The organism is Neobacillus endophyticus, from assembly GCF_013248975.1.
Classification (GTDB): domain Bacteria; phylum Bacillota; class Bacilli; order Bacillales; family Cytobacillaceae; genus Neobacillus; species Neobacillus endophyticus.
Genome location: NZ_JABRWH010000001.1, coordinates 4304236 through 4329324, shown reverse-complemented (window position 1 = coordinate 4329324; position 25089 = coordinate 4304236). Strand labels below are relative to the sequence as shown.

The 25089-nt window shown below is 33.9% G+C and carries 32 protein-coding genes; 28 read left to right on the top strand and 4 right to left on the bottom strand.

What is annotated here, in order from left to right; all coding sequences use genetic code 11:
• Positions 1-50 precede the first annotated feature (50 nt).
• Positions 51-518 carry a hypothetical protein gene (locus HPT25_RS21290; RefSeq protein WP_217269782.1) on the bottom strand — a complete coding sequence of 156 codons (468 nt, stop codon included), beginning with the start codon at positions 516-518 and terminating at the stop codon, positions 51-53.
• Between the two features lie 141 nt (positions 519-659).
• On the bottom strand, positions 660-923 hold the full coding sequence (locus HPT25_RS21285; RefSeq protein ID WP_173068951.1) for a hypothetical protein: 264 nt from the start codon (positions 921-923) through the stop codon (positions 660-662).
• A gap of 428 nt (positions 924-1351) precedes the next feature.
• Between HPT25_RS21285 and HPT25_RS21280 the strand changes: the two genes are divergently transcribed.
• The 22 genes from HPT25_RS21280 to vanZ-A all read left to right on the top strand — a co-directional run bounded on the left by HPT25_RS21280 (position 1352) and on the right by vanZ-A (position 16791).
• Positions 1352-1546 (top strand): hypothetical protein, encoded by a 195-nt coding sequence (locus HPT25_RS21280; protein WP_173068948.1) that lies wholly within the window; start codon positions 1352-1354, stop codon positions 1544-1546.
• A 112-nt stretch (positions 1547-1658) separates the two neighbouring features.
• On the top strand, positions 1659-1838 hold the full coding sequence (gene sda / locus HPT25_RS29405; RefSeq protein WP_376767957.1) for a sporulation histidine kinase inhibitor Sda: 180 nt from the start codon (positions 1659-1661) through the stop codon (positions 1836-1838).
• A gap of 268 nt (positions 1839-2106) precedes the next feature.
• Positions 2107-2547, top strand: coding sequence for an SRPBCC family protein (locus HPT25_RS21270; RefSeq protein WP_173068942.1), 441 nt, complete (start codon positions 2107-2109; stop codon positions 2545-2547).
• A 244-nt stretch (positions 2548-2791) separates the two neighbouring features.
• A complete protein-coding gene (locus tag HPT25_RS21265; RefSeq protein WP_173068939.1) occupies positions 2792-3022 on the top strand; it encodes a hypothetical protein in 231 nt (76 codons plus the stop codon).
• A 226-nt stretch (positions 3023-3248) separates the two neighbouring features.
• Complete coding sequence (locus HPT25_RS21260; RefSeq protein ID WP_173068936.1) at positions 3249-3785, top strand: GNAT family N-acetyltransferase; 537 nt, start codon at positions 3249-3251, stop codon at positions 3783-3785.
• 298 nt (positions 3786-4083) lie between these two features.
• Positions 4084-4305 carry a hypothetical protein gene (locus HPT25_RS21255; protein ID WP_246277253.1) on the top strand — a complete coding sequence of 74 codons (222 nt, stop codon included), beginning with the start codon at positions 4084-4086 and terminating at the stop codon, positions 4303-4305.
• A gap of 244 nt (positions 4306-4549) precedes the next feature.
• A complete protein-coding gene (locus HPT25_RS21250) occupies positions 4550-4816 on the top strand; it encodes a SunI/YnzG family protein (protein ID WP_173068933.1) in 267 nt (88 codons plus the stop codon).
• Between the two features lie 137 nt (positions 4817-4953).
• Complete coding sequence (locus HPT25_RS21245) at positions 4954-5307, top strand: DUF6054 family protein (RefSeq protein ID WP_173068930.1); 354 nt, start codon at positions 4954-4956, stop codon at positions 5305-5307.
• A gap of 214 nt (positions 5308-5521) precedes the next feature.
• A complete protein-coding gene (locus HPT25_RS21240) occupies positions 5522-5788 on the top strand; it encodes a DUF4190 domain-containing protein (RefSeq protein ID WP_173068926.1) in 267 nt (88 codons plus the stop codon).
• 398 nt (positions 5789-6186) lie between these two features.
• Complete coding sequence (locus HPT25_RS21235; protein WP_173068923.1) at positions 6187-6783, top strand: hypothetical protein; 597 nt, start codon at positions 6187-6189, stop codon at positions 6781-6783.
• Positions 6784-6861: 78 nt separating this feature from the next.
• Positions 6862-7119, top strand: coding sequence for a hypothetical protein (locus tag HPT25_RS21230; protein ID WP_173068920.1), 258 nt, complete (start codon positions 6862-6864; stop codon positions 7117-7119).
• 357 nt (positions 7120-7476) lie between these two features.
• A complete protein-coding gene (locus HPT25_RS21225) occupies positions 7477-7794 on the top strand; it encodes a hypothetical protein (protein WP_173068918.1) in 318 nt (105 codons plus the stop codon).
• 246 nt (positions 7795-8040) lie between these two features.
• Complete coding sequence (locus HPT25_RS21220) at positions 8041-8820, top strand: alpha/beta fold hydrolase (RefSeq protein ID WP_173068916.1); 780 nt, start codon at positions 8041-8043, stop codon at positions 8818-8820.
• 303 nt (positions 8821-9123) lie between these two features.
• The gene (locus HPT25_RS21215) at positions 9124-9627 is read left to right on the top strand and encodes a GNAT family N-acetyltransferase (protein ID WP_173068914.1); all 504 of its coding nucleotides are present in this window, start codon (positions 9124-9126) and stop codon (positions 9625-9627) included.
• A 91-nt stretch (positions 9628-9718) separates the two neighbouring features.
• Positions 9719-9847, top strand: a complete 129-nt coding sequence (locus HPT25_RS29125; protein ID WP_281368222.1) for a hypothetical protein — start codon at positions 9719-9721, stop codon at positions 9845-9847.
• Between the two features lie 106 nt (positions 9848-9953).
• Positions 9954-10457, top strand: a complete 504-nt coding sequence (locus HPT25_RS21210) for a 2'-5' RNA ligase family protein (RefSeq protein ID WP_173068912.1) — start codon at positions 9954-9956, stop codon at positions 10455-10457.
• Positions 10458-10917: 460 nt separating this feature from the next.
• The gene (locus HPT25_RS21205) at positions 10918-11508 is read left to right on the top strand and encodes a hypothetical protein (RefSeq protein WP_173068910.1); all 591 of its coding nucleotides are present in this window, start codon (positions 10918-10920) and stop codon (positions 11506-11508) included.
• Between the two features lie 431 nt (positions 11509-11939).
• Complete coding sequence (locus HPT25_RS21200) at positions 11940-12842, top strand: DMT family transporter (RefSeq protein ID WP_173068907.1); 903 nt, start codon at positions 11940-11942, stop codon at positions 12840-12842.
• A gap of 487 nt (positions 12843-13329) precedes the next feature.
• Positions 13330-14025 carry a vancomycin resistance response regulator transcription factor, VanR-F/VanR-M family gene (gene vanR / locus HPT25_RS21195; protein ID WP_173068905.1) on the top strand — a complete coding sequence of 232 codons (696 nt, stop codon included), beginning with the start codon at positions 13330-13332 and terminating at the stop codon, positions 14023-14025.
• Complete coding sequence (locus tag HPT25_RS21190) at positions 14018-15130, top strand: sensor histidine kinase (RefSeq protein WP_173068902.1); 1113 nt, start codon at positions 14018-14020, stop codon at positions 15128-15130. Before vanR ends, HPT25_RS21190 begins: the two co-directional genes overlap by 8 nt.
• Before the next feature lie 102 nt (positions 15131-15232).
• The gene (gene vanY, locus HPT25_RS21185; protein WP_173068899.1) at positions 15233-16153 is read left to right on the top strand and encodes a VanY-A/VanY-F/VanY-M family D-Ala-D-Ala carboxypeptidase; all 921 of its coding nucleotides are present in this window, start codon (positions 15233-15235) and stop codon (positions 16151-16153) included.
• 137 nt (positions 16154-16290) lie between these two features.
• Positions 16291-16791 carry a glycopeptide resistance protein VanZ-A gene (gene vanZ-A / locus HPT25_RS21180; protein ID WP_173068896.1) on the top strand — a complete coding sequence of 167 codons (501 nt, stop codon included), beginning with the start codon at positions 16291-16293 and terminating at the stop codon, positions 16789-16791.
• A gap of 592 nt (positions 16792-17383) precedes the next feature.
• Here vanZ-A and HPT25_RS21175 read toward each other — a convergent pair.
• Complete coding sequence (locus HPT25_RS21175; protein WP_173068893.1) at positions 17384-17899, bottom strand: DinB family protein; 516 nt, start codon at positions 17897-17899, stop codon at positions 17384-17386.
• A gap of 230 nt (positions 17900-18129) precedes the next feature.
• On the opposite strand from HPT25_RS21175, the gene HPT25_RS21170 reads away from it, so the two are divergent.
• Genes HPT25_RS21170 through bioA form a run of 3 tightly spaced genes read left to right on the top strand, consistent with a single transcriptional unit; the run spans position 18130 to position 20747 of the window.
• Positions 18130-18687 (top strand): biotin transporter BioY, encoded by a 558-nt coding sequence (locus HPT25_RS21170; protein ID WP_173068890.1) that lies wholly within the window; start codon positions 18130-18132, stop codon positions 18685-18687.
• Between the two features lies 1 nt (position 18688).
• Complete coding sequence (gene bioD / locus HPT25_RS21165) at positions 18689-19402, top strand: dethiobiotin synthase (protein WP_173068887.1); 714 nt, start codon at positions 18689-18691, stop codon at positions 19400-19402.
• Positions 19389-20747, top strand: a complete 1359-nt coding sequence (gene bioA / locus HPT25_RS21160; RefSeq protein ID WP_173068884.1) for an adenosylmethionine--8-amino-7-oxononanoate transaminase — start codon at positions 19389-19391, stop codon at positions 20745-20747. The genes bioD and bioA overlap by 14 nt, the downstream gene beginning before the upstream one ends.
• 260 nt (positions 20748-21007) lie before the next feature.
• Here the strand turns inward: bioA and HPT25_RS21155 are convergent, their stop codons facing one another.
• Complete coding sequence (locus tag HPT25_RS21155; protein ID WP_173068881.1) at positions 21008-21886, bottom strand: LysR family transcriptional regulator; 879 nt, start codon at positions 21884-21886, stop codon at positions 21008-21010.
• Between the two features lie 123 nt (positions 21887-22009).
• On the opposite strand from HPT25_RS21155, the gene HPT25_RS21150 reads away from it, so the two are divergent.
• From HPT25_RS21150 to HPT25_RS21140, 3 genes are all read left to right on the top strand, one after another.
• Positions 22010-22888, top strand: a complete 879-nt coding sequence (locus HPT25_RS21150; protein WP_173068878.1) for a DMT family transporter — start codon at positions 22010-22012, stop codon at positions 22886-22888.
• Positions 22889-23168: 280 nt separating this feature from the next.
• Entirely contained in the window at positions 23169-24173 is a 1005-nt protein-coding gene (locus tag HPT25_RS21145; protein ID WP_173071359.1) for an ROK family transcriptional regulator, read from the top strand.
• An 84-nt stretch (positions 24174-24257) separates the two neighbouring features.
• Positions 24258-25082 (top strand): Cof-type HAD-IIB family hydrolase, encoded by an 825-nt coding sequence (locus tag HPT25_RS21140; RefSeq protein ID WP_173068875.1) that lies wholly within the window; start codon positions 24258-24260, stop codon positions 25080-25082.
• The last annotated feature ends 7 nt before the right edge of the window (positions 25083-25089 follow it).

Genomic DNA, 25089 nt, shown 5'->3' with positions numbered 1-25089 from the left:
ATACCGATAAAAAAAGACCAAATGTAATAGTCCATCTGATCTTTCTCTTCTTATCGCGTTAAAGCCATATGCGTACTCATGAAATCGTTCAAAACTGCAAATGCGTTCATCATTTCTTCATATTGTAGCTTTTCTTCTTCTTCTTTTACCAATTCTTTAATATTCCTTTCAAGCGAATAACCTTTTTCATACAGCCAGATAAATCCCTCTATAGATTTATCTATAGCCATTGCTACCTTATCATTTGGAACAATATCTCCTGTTTGGATTCCTCTATATTTAATCAACTGCAAATCCATCACTTGATAGACCAGACGTTCTTCTTTGTTTTCATTTTTGTTTAAGGCATTTAAATACTGACGGATTTCTTCTATTTCTTGCTCCTCTATTTCTTGCTCCTCCATCTCTTGCTCTTCCATCTCTTGCTCCTCTTTCTCTCTTTTTAGCTCTTCCTCTTCCCGTTTTCGGTCCCGTCTTGCCGTGATGTAATTACTGAGAGAGAGAATAAAAGCTATCAATGATAGGCATAATGAAAAAGTTGACATCAAACGCTCACTTCCCTTGTTCTTTTTGGTATAAAGAGGGTAAAAGTAACATACAAGTAAATGGTGGAGGAAAGGAGCAAGCTCCTTCCCTCCGTTTGAGGTTCTTAGAACTCCTTAACGCTTCCGACGTTGGGAGTTCTTTTTCTTTTTCTTCTTTTGTTTAGCGCGCTCTATCTTTAACTGGAGGTAGAGGCGCTTTTCTCTTTGCTCTAGGTAGCGTAGAGTCGCAACACCTAAAACAACCAAAGAAGCTAAGATTCCTTTATCACACACTTTTCTTCTTTTATTCATTCCCAAATAAATTAAAAACCATTTTATAAAAAGAGTTGTTAAAAACAACAAAGTTGCGAAAACAGCCTTTATTTTATTTAAACGCATGGATGCCAAGCTTTCGCCTGTCTTTTTTTCTCTTTACCTTGCTCTAAAGGCTAAATGGCTGCCATTAAGGCAACCGAAATGGAATAAGCCCTCCTTACTAATACTAATAAGGAGGGCTATTCGCTAGGAGCACGCTGCTAACGTACGAGCCTGCTCTTAGCATATTTAGGATAATGACATGTAGAGCAATGCCCTGGAGGAAAGGGTAAGAAAAAGACATTTGTAAGCTGGGAATACAAATATACTGTTCCTTAACCTTACAGGTTTATTTTTCAATTTAACCGTAATTTTTATACTAAAAAGATTATCAGGTATTGATATATAACTAAATCACAGTGCCCTATAATTTCAATTTTTTAGCAAATAATGATAATTTTCCATGTTTTGTACAGGATAATAATTATTAAAGTTGTTCTGGAGGGCTTTGAATGTTAGGCAAAGGAAATAAGATCACAACATTATTTTGGATTGCTATAAGTGGTGTGGTTTTAACGTCGATTTATTCAATAATACTTGCTATCTTAGGCATTAAATCTATGACAATGATTAATTATATTTACAAGCAAAATAAAAAACGAGATCAACAAGAAAATTTAAATAATATAAGGCGTTTGATCAACTAACTTCGTAAATATTTATGTGTTGTAATTTTCAATAGACGAATCCATTTCCTGATAATAATATTTTTTGTCAAAATTTCTCTTATGTAATTCATAAAATAAGGCAAAAGTTTTTATGGGGGAGAAATGTTACATAATGCATTATAGCTGGTTTTATGTGGAAAACAATCTATTATTGACTATTTATAAAAAGGCAATTGAGCAACATATGGAAAAAGACTTTATTGACTTTGTGTTTAAAGAAATTAAACACAGAAATCTACATCCTAAGGATTATTTCTTGCAAATAAAGTAAAGGTTTTTATGTATGTTAAAACAATTAAAAATCCATCCTTAACGGCACAAAAGGATGGATTTTAACATCGCACCATGTTCCCAGTTTGGTACACAAAAAAAGGGGATGGCTGACGATAAATCTTACTATTGACAAAAAATCCACTTTCCATATTTCAAAAGAGCACCTGATGCTCATTGGTTGTAAGTTGATTGATCATATGTTTGTCAGAAATATACAATTACATGGCCCTCAATTTTGACACTATTTATAAAGGAAGGTATAGGAAATGGTAGACGTTTTAACAGAAATAATTATTCATTCTCCTTGTGAAAAAGTTTCTGAGTACGCAGCAAACCCTGACAATGCCCCAAAATGGTATGTAAATATTAAATCAGTTGAATGGAAAACTCAAAAACCGTTAAGTATTGGTTCTAACATTGCATTTAAGGCCAAATTTTTAGGACGTGATCTCGCTTATATATATCAAGTAATAGATTACATTCCTGGCAAAAAACTTATAATGAAAACTGCTCAAGGACCTTTTCCAATGGAAACAACCTATACTTGGGAATCCCTTGACGACAATTCGACCCGAATGACTCTTCGTAACAAAGGGATACCGACTGGATTTTCAAAGGTGTTTGCTCCGTTTATGTCTTTAATGATGAATAGAGCAAACAATAAAGATTTGAAAAAAATAAAAAGTATTCTTGAAACAAAAAGATGAATATTTGCATCATAAAAATTAATCGTATTTTCCTCAATCTAAAAGTTGGGGATTTCTTAGTTTTAATAATGTATAAAATAAATAAACAGTAGCATTGTAATCGTTACTAAATTAAGAATTTGTAATGACTATAATTGTTTACGAAAACACAGATAGAGGAGGCAATCTCACAGTTACTTTACTTCTATAACGATCTTCAACAATCGGGCGCGTTTATATAATAAACTGGGAAAGAGGGGGAGAAATGACCAAGGATGAATTTAAAGAATTCCAAGAACGTGTAGCTTGGGGAGAAGAATTTAATTTTTATTACCAAAATGAAGAATACTGGATTAGTCAAAACCCAGATGGATATTATCTTACAAAGGTAAAAGGTTCACTTACACAAGAGTTTGAAACCCCCGAACTTCTTTTTAAGAATGGGACAATCGAGGAAAGACTGCTTTCAGAAATATATATAGATATTGAATGGTAATCAATAATGATTTATAAACCTTATTAAAGTGCCACGTTACTTTAATAACGATATTCAACAATCGGGCGCGATTATCTAACAAGAATTGTGCTCTTTCTTTATGCTTAGGGCCATATTGTGGAGCAAGGCCTTTAAAGAAAAGTTGAAGAACAAGGAATTATTAGAATATACTTTATCATATAAAGTGGTAAAGTGTTAAAGTTGATATCAAAGGGAGAAGGTATTTATGGTAGAGCTAAAGTATTTTGAGTGTTCTGATTTCAAACAACTTATCAATTGGATTGATTCACCTGCATTCTTACTTCAATGGGGAGGTCCGTGGTTTGATTACCCCTTGAATGATACTCAATTAGAAAAGTACATTGAAAATGCCAATACTGAAAAAGCAGAAACTATGGTTTATAAAGTAATTGATAATGAAACTGGTGTAACTATTGGTCATATCTCTTTGAGGGAAATTGATAGAAAAAACAAATCTGCAAGAGTTGGAAAAGTATTAGTCGGTGATAAAAACACTAGAGGTAAAGGAATAGGTCAGCAAATGATTAAGGAAATTCTTAAAATCGCATTTGATGAACTTCAACTACATAGAGTTAGTCTTGGGATATTTGATTTTAATGTTTCTGCTATCGCCTGTTACGAAAAAGCAGGATTTATAAAAGAGGGGTTACTTCGAGATTCGAAAAAATATGGTGAAGAATACTGGAGTTTATGGGAAATGAGTATTTTAGAAAACGAATGGTTGAAAACCAAAAACGTTTAGTCATTATTCAATGAACTAAGGTAGTAGATGCGGCACCTTTTTTCTTATTTTCCATATTCAGCAATCGGGCGCGATTCTTTAACAGAATTGTGCTCTTTCTTTATGTTTAGGCCATTTAATGGAATAACTACTTTAAAGGTAACTGGATATTTATGTTAAAATTAATATGAGCTTTGTGAAGGGTTGAACTAAAATTAACTGGCTAGTTCAACAATGACAGATGGGGTATTGTACCTAATGAAGAAAAATTGATTAAATATTATATTTTGATATACAGATTAACAAGGAGTTGGTTAGGTTGAAAAAAAAATTACTAATATTGGTATGTATTTTTGTTATGGCGATAACTAGTGCGTGCGAAAAAAAAGAATATAACGGTAAATATGTACACTGGGGAGATATAAGATCTGGACTAAGTATAGAAAAACTAAAACGAAATAACATTCCGTATAAACTAAAAGCCAATCAAGTATTTATTCCGGAAGATGCTTTTGATTATGCACTTTATTGCTGTTCATAACCTACGGCTGGCTAAAATTCCTTGTTCAACAATCGGGCGCAATTCTGTAGCAAGAATTGTGCTCTTTCTTTAGGTTAAGGACCAGATTTCGGAATAAAAAGTTTAAAGAAAATTGGTATACTGAATAGTTTGTGCAAATCCTCACTTAAACAAAAAAGCAGATTAGTTACACAAGGGAAATTAATGCAAATTTATCCAAAATGTGGTATCATAGTGATGTTTATTTTATCTGAGGGGAGATAGAATGTTGGGAATAGATGTAGAAAAAGTCGGTAGTGAATTAGTAATTAGGCATCAGTTAACAAAAGTAGAAATTCCTATTAATGATATTGTTAATGTCACATCTGATGATACATATGCAGGGAAAGAAAAAGATGCCATAAGGATTGGTTCTCCTTATGGCAATACAGATAGGATTGCAATTCAGACCAAAACAAATAACTATGTATTATTTACAACTAATTACACCTCAATTATGAATAAAATTAAGTTAGCTATAGTAGAAAATTAACAAATTAGGGATTGTAGAACAATCCCTTTTCGTATCAGTAACAAGAATGTGAAGAATTAAACTTAAAGTACGGGGGTCTATAGTTTCACAACAAATTGACTGTTTCGGCAGTATTTTTTCATGGAAGGGTAAATTAAATGAGACAATATCTTGAATTAACTATTGATGTAAAACCTTTTCAAGCAGTTCAACTAATTCTTGAGAACAAGGAGATAAAGTCTGCGTTAATATTTGATGATTACAAAGTTACTGGTGATGATGAAAAAGAAATTTCAATTTTAGTATTTGAGAAATTTTTCTTTCGTACAGGAAATACGGCTTCATTAACAGTAACCGTTGATAATTTTGGAGGCGTGACAGTTGTAAAGTGCATATCATCTGGGAATGGAGACGGCATATTAGATATTGATTGGGGAGTGGGAAAAAGTTTTATTAAACAAATAAGAAAAAAACTAGATTCCCATATTATTGAAGTAATGAAAGAGACATAATTTATCAAAAAGGAAAGTCACTTTGTGAAAAATTGTACTTAAAGTAACTTGGTGCTTTTGTTCAATATCGATCTTCAGTAATCGGGCGCATTTCTAGAACAAGGATTAGTGCTCATTTATCATTTTAGGGCCATTTAACGAAGAAGTGCTTATTGTGAAAATGTGGAAAATTTGAAATAATTTAATGAAATATTGGTTAAAAGGGGGGAGAAAAATGGATAAAAAAACTGAAGCGAATGGTAATCCTGTAGTTTCATTAACTCTTGGCATCCTTTCAATTATAATACCAATGATTGGATTAATTCTTGGTGTTATCGGGGTTATTTTTTCAAGGAAGGCAACAAAGGAAATTGCTAAATCATATGGAAACGGTAGAGGTTTTGCAGTTTCAGGTCTGATTTGTAGTATTGTTGGGATTGTGATTCAAACATTGAGTGTGTTGAGTATTATCGCTTACTATTCCACAACTCATGCTGCTTAATTCCATACTAAAAAGCTTTTATATCACTATCGGGCGCAAGAATTGGACAATGATGGACTGTATTCAGCAGTCCATTTTTTTGTCGTTAATCAGTTAAAGGGCAGGTTACTTTAAGAAGGAATTTAAACAATTGTCATTGAACTACTGACGAAGGAGGGATCGCCGTAGCGTTCCCTTTTCTTATTATGCTAACGTGGAAGCCACTTCCTATCTACATCAATAACGATATTCAACAATCGGGCGCGTTAATCGAAGAAAGATTAACGCTTTTTTTGTTGAAGTTATAAAGATAACTAGGAGGTTAGCTTAACAAGGGCACACAAAAATTCTATTGATAAAGAACCATTATGATAAACTTATTTTTAGATAACTAAAGGCACTAATCGGAGGATTTAAGTATGTTTGACTACCCAATTCACAATGTCCCAAGAGAAATTGAAGAAAAAATGGAAAAAGCAAAATATCCGAAAAGGAAACTTAGAATCCTTAATGAATGGGCATTAAGTACGTTCCCAGAAAGGCTGGAAATTTTAAAGAAAGCCTTTGAGAGTGATGGTGGCGTACTTGACTATACACCAAAATCTTTAATACCTATATGGGATTGGGCTTTTGAACATACGATAAAGGAAATGGTGCCCGAAGTGGAATTAGAGGAAAAAACTGCTCATTTAAGCCCACTTGCAAAAGTGATTCATAAACATTTAGCGAAAGAAAGGTTTACAGAACAATCGGAAATCCTTTTAAGAGATGTAGGTATATATTTGGGAGAAGTTCTAAAGAAGAAGCATCCAAAATTGTTTTGGGGTATGGAGTTAACATATAAAAGAAGTAACAATTTCGGAAAGGTTGTTCTTGCTGGATATACAGGCGACTACAACGTCGACCTTCAAGGGGTTGCAGTAGCGATTAGATGGAGAGACGATGAACAAGGGCACGACTCAAAACGATTATATAAAATATTCTTAGCTCAACACGAAGTTGCTTGTTTTGAATAATCTTCATCTTTAACGAGGGCTTTAGCTAATTAGTTGGGTTGAACTGTTAAATGTTTTACTGAAGGAGAACAATTAAAAATGATAACGAATGATGATTGGAGATTACAAGGGCAAGAAAAATATCTGTTGGGCAAAACGTTTTATTGGAGAGAGTACAACCAATATAGTGATAACTGGAAGCACGACCACTGTGCTTTTTGTTTAGATAAATTTTCCGAAGGGTCAGGTCCAGAAGACCTTCACGAAGGGTACACAACAGAAGATAATTATCACTGGGTTTGTAATCAGTGCTTTGAAGACTTTAGGGAAAAGTTTCATTGGACAGTTGGTAAATAAACTTTTTTCACTAACGGGGTGCCTTACTTCAATAATGATCTTCTACAATCGGGCGCGATTGTTAAGGAGCTTTATAATTGGATAAGATTTAACTTTATTTAACACAATAGGCTATCACTCATACGAGTGTTATTAAGTTCCTCCTGAATTTGTTACAAATCAGGAGGTTTTTTCATAATGACCCATTATACATATCGTAAGATATGGAAATGAAAGTAAGTCTATGACCCGTATTTACACATATCTCGGCTGAACCCCTAGTTGTAAATAAATAATGACAAAACAAGGAATTATATCCAATAATCATCCAATATGTGGTATTATCTTGAATTATATTTATAAAGGAGGTAAGAAAAAATGAAACGATTAATCACAGTAGTAATAACGTTTCTTGTTTTAATAGGCTTGAGTTACGGGATAACTTATTGCACTCATACAAAACTCATTGATTATTCATTTTTTATCGGAATGTCAGTCACTGTTATTATTTGGTTTTTCACGTCTAAGGGAGGTTATACTTCAAGAAATGTCGATATGACCGTTCAGGGTACAACAGGTATTAAAGCTGAACAACAAAGATACGAGTTTTCACCTAATGTTGCATTTTTTACTTCCTTGGCTTATACACTTATTTCTCTTGTAGCAATGATATATCAATACAGAAGTTATTTCTAAATTGTACTGATGCGCATATACTTATTTCCCATAAGGATCTTAATAATTATAGACTATGAACCGGCTACACTTAAAAACTAAAGCTGTCTAAAAAAGTGAGTTTTCTTCTAGGGGGAGCAGCACATGCCCATCAAGCTAATAGGCCTGACCGTATCATTTCAGAAAAAACACACGGTTAGACATATTTAAAACATGGTAAGAAAAAAGTAGAAAGCGCCATAGAATGCCATAGAGAAGGTGAATTGTTTGAGTTTATATTATCAAGAGTTTGGAGATAAGAAGGCTCCATTAATGGTGTTCTTACACGGGGCTGGAGTAAGTAGCTGGATGTGGGAAAAACAAATTCGATATTTTAGTCAATATCATTGCATGACAATAGATTTACCAGAACAAGGAGGCAGTAAACATACAGAAAATTTTACGATTCAATACAGTGCAGAGAAAGTGAACGAGTTAATAGAAAAAGTAGCAAACGGTAAAGAGATAATAGTTGTTGGCTTCTCATTAGGTGCACAAATAACTATTCAAATGTTAAGTATGAATCCACGTTTAATAGATTATGCCTTTATTAACAGCGCATTGGTTAGACCCAATTTATTCTTAAGGAAAATGATAGGGCCGTTGAATAAATTAACTTATACTTTAGTTAAAAATAAATCCTTCTCAAAACTTCAAGCGAAGACACTCTACATAGATGAAGAATACTTAGAAACCTATTACAAAGAAAGCACCCAAATGAAACCAGATACTCTTAATAGAATCTTAGAAGAAAATCTGTCATTTAAAATACCCGTCGATTTTAGTAAGTCAAATGCCAAGATATTAGTGACAGTTGGCGAAAAAGAAAAAGCAGTAATGAAAAAATCAGCGATAGACATCGTTTCTCATAATTCAAATTGCACTGGAATAATTATTCCTAACGTTGGTCACGGAATATCATTTTTTAACCCTGATTTCTTTAATCAAATGATAGAAAAATGGATACAAGAAGGTAATTTACCTCTTGACGTAGTAACAGTAAAATAAAAGATGATTATTCTGCTAACAAGAGCTTATGTTAAAACAATAGACCTAGTTGCTACACAGTACAATCAACTCTGCAATAGAAAATGATCTTCAGCAATCGGGCGCTATCCTTGAACAAGGATAAGTGCTCATTTTCCATTTTAGGGCCAGATTGTTTAAAATGATACAGTCTAAAACATGTTGACAAAACTGTTTTTTTGAATTTTACACCGTTGAACAAGAGAGAAAAATGGATGGAATATTCATTGTTAAATGAATGAAAAAAGAGTATATTTCTAAATAAAACTTTAGGGGGATGCAATCATGTTCAACGAGTTTTCACCTTTTACTGTAAGGTCAGCCACTTTAAAAGATTTCATGGGTATTTCCAATTTAAAGGAACAAGTTCAACAACTACACATAGAGGGAAGACCTGATCTATATGCTGATGCTTCAGCTTCTTTAGAAATTGCAACATATGAAACATGGCTTAATAGCACAGATACAAAGATATTTATTGTAGAAGATAATGATAAAGAGATTATTGCTTACATAATTCTAGATATTAAAAAACCAGCAGATAGTAATCCAATATTACGTGAAAGAAAAATTCTCTTTATTCGTAGTATTGGTGTAAGTAAAACTTGTAGAGGACAGGGTATAGGAAAGATATTAATTAAGAAAGCCTTTGAATATTGTAAAGAAATACATGCAGAAAGTGTAGAATTAAATGTTCTAGAATTTAATGAAAATGCTATTCGGTTTTATGAAAAACTTGGATTTAAAACTAAAAGTCGACAGTTAGAATGGCTAGTATTCAATAATTAAGATAACTTCCTCAAGTGTTCAATTACAGTTAACTGGAATTAAAACCCGGAACGAGTCTTATGTTAAGGGAACAATAAGAAATAAGTTATTCTTGTTACGCAATCGGGCGCAAGAATTGAAGAAATTATTGATTGCAGCGACAGTCCATTTTATCATGGTTGTTAATCCGTTAAATAGAAGTTTTATCGAAGAAAGATTTGACAAAATATCTACAAAATAAAAGTAGTTGTTTCTTATTTAGGAAAAAACTCTATATAATATTTAGTAATCCAGTTTAACGTAAATAATACAGCTCTAATTTGTAATATTCGGAGTGTGGTGTCTTTATGCAAAGGGCAATTCATATATTTCCTGAATTTAAAAATATGAATATGATAGAAGGAATAAGAAAAAAGTATGACCCATTGTTTGGGTTAGTACAGCCACACATTACACTTGTATTTCCCTTCGAAAGTGAAATTCCATCTTCAATTCTTGAAAAAAATATAAAAAACGCATTAGCTGGGGTTAATCCTTTTCCTCTGTATTTGAAGGGAATTACTGGTTCGTTGAATAATTACCTATTCTTAAACGTTAAGAAGGGAAACGACAACATAATCGAATTGCACGATAGATTATATTCTGGCCCATTATTTGACTTTATAAGTCGCAAACATACCTATTTCCCTCATTTAACTGTAGGTAGATTAAAAAATGATAATGACCTTCTAAATGCAATTAATGATACAAGATCATTTGAGGAATGTTTTGAAACGACTGTTAACGAAATTACTTCTGAAATCATTGAGAGTAACGGAGATTCAACTTTCGATTTTAAGGTTTCTTTATGATTTAGCTTAAAGTGATAACTAACTCAAGTGCATCTTCAATAAGTAATATAGGTTCAAAAAATCTTTCAAATTTAAGAGTTGTACTCGATCATTGAACCCATTACGTTTATTGTTGACGTTTTAATTTATTCCATTAAACCAGCTAATAGAAACTAAGTGAACTTCAACAATCGGGCGCGATTATCTAACAAGAATTGTGCTCTTTCTTTATGTTTAGGGCCATTTAACGGAATAAGAATCTAAAGAATAATTGATAATATATGCTTACATCAGTTTAGAGTTTATGAAGGATTGCACTTATAACTGAAGTGCAGTTTACTTCATAAAGAATTGGACTTTTATGGTAGAATAAAGATTTGTCAAAATTCCTCCATCCTGTCAGGGGTGTAATAAAGGGTGTATCTCCAATAAACTTGTGTGTTAAAATTAATGGTAAATTTATAGAATTTCTGGGGGAAAAATGAAACAAAACCAGCTATTGCTCTTATCCTTCATCACCAGTATATGTGTCATTCTGTATCAATTTTTTCAATGGAGTTTATTCGATATATTTTCATTTTTAATGGTACCAGTTATGTTTTTGTTGTTTGGCTTTTTTATTGTCATAACCATTCTAGCAGTCGTATCGCTGTTCAAAAAAAGGGATTGGAAACCTATAACAATACAAGTTGTTACCATTGTTTTGCTATTCATCGTCCCTTTTAATCAAATTGTATTGGATTTAAATTTTAAATTAAACCAGACTGAAAGAGAGAAAATAATAAAGATGGTAGTAAATGGAGAAATTAAACCAAATGTTACCGACAATTCATCCCTTATTCATTTACCTAAAAAATACGATCACCTTTCTGCTGGAGGTGGCGATATAGTAGTAGAGAAAACGAGCAATGGATATAACATTCTTTTCTTTACATTTCGAGGAGTCTTGGATGGCTTTTCTGGATTTGTATACGCAACGACAGACCAAAAACCATTAAAAAATGCATTTGATGGAGATATAAAAGAAATAAATAGAATGGCTAAAAATTGGTTTTTCATTAGTTCAAATTAATTAAGCGACTTCAAAGGTATCCATTGCGTTGCTTTTTGTTTTAACCTTTGTGTAGGAAGGTACTTACACTAAACGGGTGCAAAAGTTTAATGTAGCGGGCGGAAGAAAACATAAAGATATTAGAATGATTGCCCAACTTTAATGTAAAAGATTGTGAAAAAATCTACTTTAACAACCAGTAGCTTTACTTCAATAACGATCTTCAACAATCGGGCGCGATTCTTCAACAGAGTTGTGCTCTTTCTTTATGTTTAGGGCCATTTAATTGAATAACTACTTAGTTTGTAAAGGGTTGCATTTAAACTAACTGGAGTTTAGTGGAAGAAGAAAAATGTTCAAATCGTGGATAATTGACTCCCTCCAAATTTGTTATAATTACTTTTTGAGAAGTTATTAACATATTAAGATAAACGGTAGAATGAGGTAATGCAATGACAAATTTTATGTACATATTTTGCTTAATGGTATGGGGGCTAAATTTTATTGCGGTGAAAATTCAAGGAACACCAGTCAGTTTGGAATTATCATTATCATATCGTTTAGTTATGACAGCTTTTTTATTTTTAGTTCTTGTGTGGCTCCTTAAACCAAAGGGGAGACCACGTACAAAAGATTTCCCGTTTATTATAGTTTTTGGTGTATGTAACTTTGCATTAAGTTATCTGTGCCTTTATTACGCTACAATTTTGAGCTCTGCTGCCATTGTAACTTTAATCTTTTCGTTAAAAGTGATATTGACTCCGATTGCTCTCCGTGTTTTTTTAAAAGAGAAATTACATTCTCGCGTGTTAATTGGGGGAATTCTAGGGGTATTTGGAGTATGTGTCCTAATCTATCCGAACTTAAATGATTTTCAAGGACTTACTGATTTAAAAGGAATCATGATTGCTTTGTTAGGTACGGTTCTAACAGCTGTTGGTGATGCAAGTTCTGCAAGAAATGCTAATAGAAAGATTAACCCTATCTATGCAAATGCTATTGGTTTTACAGTTGCTGGTGTATTAATGGGTGTAATTGTACTGTTACAAGGAAATGAAATTATACTTCCAACAACAGTTACATATTTATCTGCTTTGCTATATTTAACTTTGATTGCTTCTTTTATGGCTTGGCTATTTTATTTAAAACTTGTAGAAAAAATTGGAGGAGCAAAAAGCGGGTATATGGTTGCTCTATTCCCAGTAATTGGAGGAGTTGCTTCTGTTTTAATTGGTGAATCAACTCCATCAATTTATTTGGTAGTAGGGTGCCTTTCAAGCTGTATTGGAGCTGCAATTGCTTTAGGGTTTAGAATTCGAAGTCAGAATAATAATCTGCCTGTAAATACTAATTAAGAATGGACTTCTTTATTAAGCTAACGGGGGCGTTAGTTAAAGAAGAATTAAGTGATTTTAGGACTGAGGACATTACTTAGTTATTCCATTAAAGGGCGCGATTGCTTAACAAGGAACAATGGAAATGCACTCTTTTTTATCAGTTAAAGACCAAAATATGGTGGAAAACTCACAAGTTCCATTTGGGTTCTTACAACAACAAAATGGACAAGCTGTATTCTTTGAAAAAACGACGCTTCAACAAAGGCATTAATACAAAGGGCGCAATTTAGTAGTAAGAATTGTGCCCTTTCTTTATGTGTGGGACCATATTCTTGAATAAAAAAAAGAAATAATAGAAAATAAAATACAGGCTCTAAATTATACAATGTTGGCTAAGATTCTGCTGAACAGGTATAACTATCAAAACATCGATTTTTTTAGGGTGCAGTTTTGTAAGGTTTGATGCAAATGCACTGAATGCAACTTGAAATAGGAGTGTAAATAGATGAAACGTATATCGATTTTAGTTGCTGATGATGAGGAGGAGATTGCTGATCTGATTGCAATCCATCTAGAAAAAGAAGGATACAATGTCATAAAAGTACATGATGGGAAAGAAGCCATTCAAGTGATCCAGACACAATCAATTGATTTGCTGATTTTGGATATTATGATGCCGAAAATGGATGGATATGAAGTAACCCGTCAGGTTCGGGAACAATATAATATGCCTATCATTTTTTTGAGTGCGAAAACTTCTGATTTCGATAAGGTACATGGACTAGTGATTGGTGCAGATGATTATATGACTAAACCATTTACCCCCATTGAATTGGTAGCACGTGTGAACGCTCAATTGCGGCGCTTTATGAAGTTGAATCAACCCAAAGTAGATAATAAAGATATCTTGGAATTTGGTGGAATAGTGATTTCTCCTGATCACCGATCAGTTTTGCTCTATGGTGAAAAGATTGAGCTAACGCCGAAAGAGTTTGATATTTTGTATTTATTAGCCAGTCATCCAAAGAAAGTTTATAGTGTAGAAAATATTTTCCAGCAGGTTTGGGGTGAAGCATACTTTGAAGGTGGTAATACGGTAATGGTGCATATTCGTACCTTACGGAAAAAACTTGGAGAAGATAAAAGGAAAAACAATTTGATCAAAACCGTTTGGGGAGTTGGGTATACATTTAATGGCTAAAATTATACGAAGTTTTCGATTTAAAATAATCGTATTATTTGGTTTAAGTATTCTTCTGGCTGGTATTATAACTTACTTAATCGATAAAGGGTTAAAGCTTTATTATCACATGATGGTTAGTCGTGATGACCCCTTGGCCTATCTTCGTCGATTCATAGGAAGTATCGGAGACATTAATTTCTTTTTAATGCTATTTATATCACTTTCGATATTGTTTTTCTATTTACTGACTAAGCCCTATTCTACCTATTTCAATGAAATATCTAACGGAATTCATGATCTCGCTCGTGGCAATTTTAAACATCGGGTTTATATCCAATCAAATGATGAATTTGAAGATATTGCACAAGAAATAAATCTGGCAAGTGAAAAATTAGAAGAAGCCATACAAAGAGGCGATTTTTCAGAAAGCAGTAAAGAACAGTTAGTTGTAAATTTGGCTCATGATTTGCGTACTCCGCTAACTTCTGTTTTAGGTTATTTAGATTTAATCCTTAAGGATGAGAAGTTGACTAAAGAACAAGTCAGACATTTTTTAACGATTGCTTTTACTAAATCTCAGCGTTTAGAAAGACTTATTGATGAATTATTCGAAATAACAAGAATGAACTATGGCATGCTACCAGTTGAAAAAAGGCAAATTAATTTAAGTGACTTACTTCTTCAATTAAAAGAGGAATTGTATCCTGTTTTCGAGAAAAATAATTTGATCGCTCGTATGAATATTCTGCCCCAATTGCCTATTTTAGGTGACGGAGAGAAGTTAGCTCGTGTGTTTGAAAATCTTTTAACCAATGCAAATCGTTATGGATATGATGGTCAGTTTGTAGATATTAACGGGTTTGTGGATGCAGGAGAAGTGGTTGTTCAGGTCGTTAATTATGGAGATAGTATACCTCTGAATGAACTTCCGTATCTTTTTGATATGTTTTATACCGGTGACAAAGCACGAACTCATCAAGATGATAGTACAGGTCTTGGCTTATTCATTGCAAAGAATATTGTGGATCAGCATAATGGAACGATTAGGGCCGAAAGTAGTTTAATACGTACTATATTTGAAGTTCGATTACCACAGGAAAGGGTTCCAATTGACCAAGTTTAAAAATTTCATAAAGGATTTAAGAAAAATTTAAATTTTATCCTACTCTTTTTTTAAAAAGCTTTCCCTATTCTAGTATCTATAAGAATAAGGAGGAACGTAAAAATGAAGAAGTGCGGTTTTTTATTGTTATTTTTATTGTGCTTAGGTTTTGCCTTCATTAATAAAGCACTGTTTTTTCAGGATCAAGTAGAGAGTCAAAAATATGATCAAAATCATAAAGATTATATTGATAAAAGAGGGACTTCTGAGAGTATCCAAACAAAAACCATTACAAAGGAACAGATTTATCAAGGAAATCTGCTCTTAATCAACAGTAAATATCCTGTTGGCCAAGAGAGTGTAAAATCAGATATCGTAAATTTATCATTACATAATGAATTGTTAAGGGGATATGGGTTACTTGATCAAAATATTTACCTGTCAAAAGAAATAGCACAAAAATTTTCAGAGATGGTCAATGATGCTGAAATGGAAGGTGTAAATCATTTTTTGATTGATAGTGGATATCGTACATTTACTGAGCAAAATAAGTTGTATGAAGAAATGGGTCCTTCTTACGCCTTGCCGGCAGGTTATAGTGAACATAATTCAGGATTATCACTTGATGTAGGATCAAGCTTAACGAAAATGGATCGAGCACCTGAAGGAAAGTGGCTGAAAGAAAATGCTTGGAAGTACGGCTTTATATTACGCTATCCAAAGGATAAAACGGATGTTACTGGAATTCAATACGAACCATGGCATATCCGTTATGTCGGTTTCCCCCATAGTGCGATTATGAAGGAAAAGAATTTCGCTCTAGAAGAATATATGGATTTCCTAAAAAAACAAAAGACCATTTCAACTGCTATAGATGGTGAAAAATATGAGATCTCTTATTACCCTGTAACCAATGATACGACCATTCATGTGCCTTCCAATCTTCGTTGGGAGATATCAGGCAACAATATGGATGGTGTAATTGTGACAGTGTTCCTCGGATCAACACATACTAAACTCAAGGAGGTAAGCATGGCGGAATGAAAAAAACGAAATGAATGAACAGCATTATTGTACCAGCACTATTTGGTGTAATACCATCTTTTTGGCATAAAACCCACGTCAACTAGGTCATCGGGTATACTTTAGATACACGTAAAAAAAGAATTAGAGGAGATTATATGGGGAAAATATTATCTAGAGGCTTGCTAGCTTTCTATTTAGTGATACTAAGCTGGTTAGTGCTATTCAAATTACAATACAATATTTTGTCAGTTTTTAATTATCATCATAGAAGTCTTAACTTGATTCCATTTGCTTCTCCTTCCATAGTGAATGGAAGTTTCAGTGAGATGTTCGAAAATGTTATAATCTTTATTCCTTTTGGCTTGCTTTTGAATGTCAATTTCAATAAAGTCGGATTTTTACCTAAGTTTGCTTTTATACTGGTTTTAAGCCTTGCATTTGAATTAATTCAATTTATCTTCGCTATTGGAGCGACAGACATAACAGATGTAATGACAAATTCTATTGGAGGCTTTCTGGGACTGAAATTATATGATTTAAGCAAAAAGTATATTAATAATAAAAAATTGGACAGAGTTATTATTTTTGTTGGTATACTATTTCTCGTATTATTGCTCTATTACCGTACCCATTTAAGAATTAAATATTCGAATTAAATATTCTTCGTTAATTTATTTCAATGGATACCATTCATTTCGGTCGAAGGTTATGAACCAGTATGCCTTATATCTTCAAGCATGCTTTTGGCGCTTGCCGTTTATATTTCTAAAACTCATAAAAAAAGGTCACTACTGACAACCAATAATTTTATGGTCCAAATGAAATAGTTTTTGCAAAAAACCTTCCTAAAACAATTTAAGGAAGGTTTTTATCGTTGTTTATTATTTAGGTATACCTTGAAAGGCTGTGTTCAATTTTAAAAGGGCATAACTCAACTCATCGAACAGAATCATTAGATGAGTTTTTGTATTATCCGATTATCCTTAAAAGGAGTGTATTTATTGGAGGAAGATAACTTTGAATTTTGTAATCTTACTATTTATTTAACGACTCAGTTAATAAAAGTATTTTGTAAATTATAATAATATATTTTAATAATAATTTCTATTTCTATAATTAAAAAGAGAGAAGGGCTTGAAGAACAATTGAATTAATTTGTCACTTAAGTCAAAACAACAGACTTCCAGTACCATCGATGGATGATGGTTAAAGGAAGTCTGTTTGGTTTTGTTTCCTGATAACTGCAAATCAACTTAACTGCAATTTTTCCTTTACTTCTTCGATTTGTTTGATATGACGTTGCTCGTGTAACGGTACTGCCAAAATCCATTGGTTTGTACTCATCTGCCCAAAGACCGGGTGAGGGCGGGGTGGAGCCGTTTTATCAAGCAAGGAAACGTCCTTTATGCTGTTTAGCGCACTGAGAAATTGCTCTTGGCTATTATGTAACATTTCTTTTAACTGCTCCAGCGTTTTCGGTTCTGCTAAAGGATGCAGACGTTCTGGGGCGTTAAATTTCTTTGACCGGTCCAGAATCATCTTTTCAAGTGGTATGTCACTGGGAGCAAAGTTTGGTTCTTGGTCAAGTCCAAGTTGAATGATTTGCGCTGCGGTTCCTTCCAATGTTGCAACATGCTTCACAATTTGTGCAATACTCCATGCGTTTTCATTCGGTTTCCAGTTTAACTGACTATCGCTTAGTCCATCAAGTAAAGACAAAAGTTCCTTCCGAGTGGTACTTACTTGTTCTTTAATCTCCAACATGGGTGCTGATATCCACCTTTCATATCGAATGTATCGCCAACTTAACTATACTATACTTTTCAAAATGAAAACAGTTCACGATGACATCTGTTAATGCTTTTGCCTTAAGTTTATCGAATTAAACTTACTCCAAAAATATTAATATGTTAACATAAATAGTATTTTGGTTGACAATTAAAATATGTATGTAGCAATATATAAATCATGAAAAAAGAAAGAGGTGCTAATTTTTGAAAACGAAAACAATTGCTTTTGCAGCATTATTCGCTGCCTTTACAGCTGTAGGTGCATTTATAAAAATTCCAATCCCGTATATTCCCTTTACATTGCAAATTCTTTCTGTTTATCTTGCAGGTGCACTATTAGGACCGAAACTTGGCAGTTTAAGCCAGCTTTGCTATGTATTAATTGGATTAGCAGGATTACCGGTTTTCGCTGAAGGCGGAGGTCCAAGTTATATTTTCAAACCCACATTTGGGTACCTTATTGGATTCGTATTGGGAGCTTACGCGAATGGCTGGTTCATCCAGAAATTTCATTTAAAAAGTGTATATTCCATCTTCTTAGCGAATTTAAGTACATTGTTGATTGTGTATTTCATAGGATGTACCTGGCTGTACGGAGCAATGAAATGGATGGTAGAAAAACCGTTGTCCTTACATGATACGTTATTATTTGGTTTTATTTTTCCTGTTCCTGGAGACCTAATTATAGCTTTTATAAGCGCTGTTATTATTTATAAGCTAGAGACCAGAGTAAAAAACACATGGATGAAAGGGGCTGCGTAAATTGGGCAAATCATTTTTTATTACAGGAACAGGAACTGATGTGGGGAAAACAATCTCGACTGGTTTCTTATTTTTTACTCTAAATAAACTTGGATTTAAAACGACTGTATTTAAACCGTTTCAAACAGGAATAATCGAACAGACACAAACTTACCCGGACTTAGATTGGTACTCATCGGTCATTGGGGTTGAACATGCTGGATTTTTTACGTTCGAGCCTGAAACTTCTCCTCATTTAGCCGCTAAGCTGCTTCATGCAGAAGTTAATATGAATGATGCTTTAAAACGTTTAAAAGAATTGGAACGTACGAATGATATTGTTTTAGTCGAAGGTGCGGGAGGGTTAGCCGTTCCTTTAATTGAACGAGAAGATGACTTTTATATGACAAAAGATTTCATAAAGAATGCTGAAATACCGGCTATTATTGTTAGTCCATCGAAGCTTGGTGCCATACATAATGTATTAACAACATACGAATATGCACTGCAATATGGAATTTCTATTCAATCCATTATTTTCAATTCTTTTGACGAAACAAACATCATTCATCAAGACAATCGGGAAACAATCCAGCGCATCGTTCCCTTACCAACTATTTCTATTCCGTTTTTTCATGATGTCAAAACTCAGCTTGAACCATACGTTGAAAACTGTATACAGTCTGAAAGATTTACGAAACTAATTATGGAGGTTTTTCTTCATGCAACTTACTAATCAGCAAGAGCTTGAATGTTGGGATAAAGAGTATATTTGGCATCCTTTTACACAAATGAAAATCTATCAGCAAAAGAAACCCTTGATTATCGAAAAAGGACAGGGTAGCTATTTATTTGATATAGAGGGTAATAAATACCTAGATGGCTATGCTTCTTTATGGGTAAACGTCCATGGTCATAATGTTCCCGAATTAAATGAAGCTTTGATGAATCAAGTACAAAAAATCGCACATTCTACTTTATTAGGTTCAGCCAATGTTCCTTCTATTCTTTTAGCGAAGAAATTGGCTGAAATCACTCCAGGAAATTTATGCAAAGTATTTTATTCGGATACAGGTTCAGCTTCTGTTGAAATCGCATTAAAAATAGCCTATCAATATTGGAAAAACATCGATCCGGTAAGATTTAAAGAAAAACACACGTTTATCTCATTAGACGAAGCCTATCATGGAGATACCATTGGCTCTGTAAGCGTTGGCGGTATGGAGCTGTATCACAGGATCTTTGAACCATTACTATTTAAACGTGTTTCTTTGCCAACACCTTATACCTACCGAATGACAGAATACGGTACAAGTCATGAGGTAATGGAATACTGCCTTCAAAGATTGGAAAGGTTACTTCAAGAAAAAGGCGATGAAATGGCGGGAGTCATCATTGAGCCTCTCGTTCAGGGGGCAGCTGGTATTATTACTCATCCATCAGGTTTCTTAAAAGGGGTCGAGAGGCTTTGCAAGAAATATAATGTTCTCTTAATTTGTGATGAAGTCGCCGTTGGTTTTGGGCGAACTGGAACTATGTTTGCTTGTGAACAAGAAGAAGTTGTACCAGATATTTTGTGTTTGGGAAAAGGAATTACCGGTGGGTACATGCCTCTTGCCGCAACAATGACGAATCAAAAGATTTTTGATGCTTTTTTAGGAGAAAAAAAGGAGCATAAAACTTTTTACCATGGTCACACCTATACTGGTAATCAATTAAGCTGTTCAGTCGCTTTAAAGAATATTGAGTTAATAGAGGAAATAGCATTACTAGAAAAGGTGCAATCAAATGCTGCTTTCGTTAGCGAGCGGTTACAATCTTTATATAAGCTTGAGATTGTAGGGGACATTCGTCAACGAGGATTAATGGTCGGTATAGAGATTGTAAAAAATAAAAAAACGAAGGCTTCTTTCCCAATGGAAGAAAATAAGCTTGATAACATTGTCATGTCTGCACGTAATAAAGGTCTTATAGTCCGTCAGCTAGATCAAGTATTGACATTTATACCCGTTTTAGCGATGAGTCAAACTGAGCTAGATGATGCAATAAGTATTATTTATGATTCAATCAATGAAAATTAACATGCATTAACCAAAAGTGCTGATACCGTAGGCTTTATAAATATAGAGTTGGGGAATATTTCCGGATTCCGAATTTGTACTTGCTAATCTGTCCATTATTTTTTATTCCTTGACTCGTTAAAATTCAGCACTATACTTTATAAGTGTATTGATTGAAGCAGAAGAAATTAAAGCTGATAGGATCACCAAAAAGACATTCACTAAAAGAATGTCTTTTGTTGATTATTTGTCAATTTCAAGTCATTTAAATGTGCATGAATTTATTTATTTTCGAAGGGATTACGATACTTTTCAACAATAAAGTCAATAAAAAATCTGCTGGCTATTGGCAATATCCTTTTGTCCTTGTATGCCAGACTGATGGTACGAACAACTGCTGGAGAAATGGATTTTGTGACAATATGATAGGGACACCTGCTTAAGACGAGTTTCGGTAATATAGAAATGCCAAGTCCTTGCTCAATCATGGACATAATTGTGTAGTCATCATATACACGGTATTGTATATTAGGTTCAAAGTTGTGTTGATTAAAAATTGTTAATGGTTCACTTATTTCTCCCTCATTTAAAAGAATGTAAGGCTCAGTCGTCAATTCTTTAAGTGAGACTTTGTCTTGATTTGCTAAGGGATGTGCTGCTGGCAAGACAGCAAGCATTTCATCTTCCTCTAGGGGTACTGTAGATAGCTTTGATACAGCTTTTGGGTTCACAAAGCCAAAGTCGACCTTCCCTTCATGAATCCACTTAGAAATATCCGTATAATTCCCTTGATGTAATTCGAAATGAACAGCAGGATAATGTTCCTTAAAATCTCTCATTAATTCTGGCATCCAATGACAGGAAACACTAGAAAATGTCCCTATTCGAATCAGCCCGCTTTGCAGTCCTTTCATTTCTTTCTGCTTTTCCAGCAGCTCCCGATGTGAATTATAAATATTTCGTATAAAAGGCAAAAATTCCTCGCCATCTGGTGTCAAAGTAATGCCTGTTCGCGAGCGTTTAATAAGAGTAGTAGAAAGCTCTTCTTCTAACGAATGTACCATTTGGCTAATAGCGGACTGAGTATATCCCAGTTCTTCAGCAGCTTTGGTAAAACTCCCTGTTTCGATAGCTTTGATAAAAGCATAGTACGAATTCATTCTCATTCGTTTCCTTTACATTAGAATTACTAATAGTTCCATTATAAATATTCGTTTTACTAATGTAAATGCAGGTGTTACGATATTGCCAATCTAAAATATAAATAGAAAGGCGCATACAAGATGACTCAAAAACAAGCAAACATGATTTTAGCTACAGTCTCTATAGGGTGGGGAACCTCTTATATTTTTATGAAACTCTGTATCGACACGCTCTCTCCATTAACAATTGTGGCATTACGCTTTGGAATTGCCTTTATCGTCATGCTGGCGATTTTTAGTAAAAAAATCATTCGTGTTGATGCGAAAACATTGAAATGCAGTGCGATGCTTGGAGCCATTCTATTCGGTATTTTCATAGCTCTTTTGATTGGTATGAAAAATACGACTGCTTCCTCAGCAGGTTTTTTGACAAGTACAACAGTTATTTTAGTGCCGATTATGCAGATATTCATTACACGAAAATGGCCTAGTAGTAAAATTATATTAGGAGTTATGATTGTAATGGCTGGTTTAGCTATTCTTACAATAGGGGATGGTTTTTCCTTTGCATTAAGCTCGCTAAATTGTTTGATATCAGCATTCCTTTATGCGCTGCACATCATTTTAACAAACTACTTTTCTCGTAAAGTGGATGCCTTACAACTGGGAATTTTTCAACTCGGATTTGCATGCCTTTATGCGGCCGTTGGCACATTTGTGTTTGAAACACCGGTTCTTCCGCATGAAGTGGTTCAATGGATTTCCATACTTGGGCTTGCACTCATATGTTCTGCATATGGCTTTGTCATGCAGCCAGTTGCTCAAAAGCACACGACCCCTGAAAGCACTGGATTTCTGTTTTCGCTCGAACCGATTTTTTCTGCCATATTTTCCTTCATCTTCTTGCATGAAAATATGGGAGTGAAAGGGTATTTAGGAGCGCTGCTGATTTTAACTGGTGTTTTGATCGCAAACTCTTCATCTAAAAAACAATTTTTACATAAGGAGATGAATGTTTGAATTGGTTTAAGCCATTTAATGGCACTTTAAGGGACACCACTGGTTCAAATGAACAGCTTTGGATGATGAGGTTGAAACATGAATTTTGATCTCTTGAAAATAGACATAATATTTAAATTATTTGATTTATAAATCCATTGCTTTCGGCCATTTGATATGGTATGTTATCACTATCACTTATTAAAGAAATTTAATAAGTTTTTTGTTGAAGACTTATTAAACTTCTTTAATAAGTCTGTTTTATTAGGTGGTGACTATAGTGAAATCAACTCCAAAGACGATGAAAAAAGACATCCTTCGCGGGATCCGTACAGCTCTTTTAGAGCTTGGAAGTGCAACTATTGTTGAACTTAGCGATCGGTTAGGGATTAGTTTTCCAACAATAAGTAAATTCTTACTACAGATGGAAAAGGATGGGGAACTTCTCTTAATGGGACTTGATGATTCCAGCGGAGGTAGAAGGGCAAAACGATATATATACAATCCGGAGTATAGGTTAGGATTGGCCATTTTTTTAGAGCGAACAGAGACGAATTATATCGTGTTTAACTGTATAGGAGAAATAAAGGATGCAGGAAAGACTCCCGGTGTATTAGAAGATGTTGATTTAACATTATTAACCAATTGTATCCAAGAGATCATGAAGCAATATCCGAAAATTAGTTCTATAGCCATCGGTGTACCTGGTGCCGTTAAGAACGGGCAGATTATTTATATACCAGATTATGAACACCTTCAAAACTTTGACTTGAAGGGTTTCTTGGAAAATCGTTTCTCTATCTCAGTTGTATTAGAGAATGATATGAATGCGGCAGTACTAGGATATCACGATCGACATGAAAAAAAGAAAGATAAGTCCCTAATTTATTTATATTCAGGCCAAAATGGCCCAGGAGCTGGAATTATGGTAAATGGAGTGGTAGTGCGGGGAAGTACCCATTTTTCAGGAGAAGTTTCATTTGTTCCACAGTATGATGACCGAAATTTTCGACAAGCTTTGGAAAATGGCAATAATCCGAAAAAAGCTATTATATGTGAAGAATATGAGATTGATGCCTTTAGCAGGTTAATCGCTTCATTTGCAGCGATCATTAATCCTCATAAAGTTATTTTTTGTCATGACGAAGTTGAAAAAGAGATCATAGAAAAGATCGCCATTTGCAGTTCGAAATATATCCCGGCCGAACATCTTCCAGAACTTACAACGAGTGATTGGAAACAGGATTATTTATATGGATTACAAAGTCTTGGATTTGATCTCATGATGGACGGAACAAGCAGGTAAAACATAATGAATTCAATATAAAAGGGGAACTTTAACAGGAGTTTCCCTTCCAACTGTTGTAAACAAAGTGAAGGAGGAACCGGCATGACAATCAAACTTATCGCAGTAGATATGGATGGGACTTTTCTTAATGATCAAAAGAAATATGATGGTAAGCGTTTTTTAAAACAATATGTAAAAATGAAAGAGCAGGGAATTCGATTTGTTGTTGCAAGTGGGAATCAATATTATCAGCTAAAATCATTCTTCGGTGATATCCAAGATGAACTTAGTTATGTTTCTGAAAATGGCGCTTTTATTGTGGAACATGGGAAGGAACTATTCTCTGTTGATATTCCTAAAAAGAATGTAAAACTCGTTTTAGAAGAATTGGTAACACATCAAAAATTTTCAATGGTGTTATGTGGAAAAGAAAGTGCCTATGTTCTAGAAAATGTGACGGATAAATTTTATGAAACCATGAAAAAGTATTATCACCGATTACAGAAGGTACCAAGTTTCGATGGTATTCATGATCAAATTTTAAAATTTGCCTTATCATGCCCAGATGACGAAACGCTGCAATTAAGGGATTTGCTTCATAGTAGAATTGGAGATTTAGTAACACCTGTATCAAGTGGACATGGGAGTATCGATTTGATTGTTCCAGGTTTTCATAAAGCATCTGGTATCCAATTGTTACAAGAAAAATGGAATATAAAAGATGAAGAAACGATGGCATTCGGCGACGGGGGCAATGATATGGAAATGCTAAAGCATGTAAAGTATGGGTTTGCGATGAAAAATGGGAGCGACGAAGTAAAAAATGAAGCAAAGTATTTAGCACCTTCTAATAATGAAAATGGTGTATTAGAAATAATAGATCAATATTTTGCTAAACAAGGACCATTCAAAGATTTAAGATCGTAGATTAAGT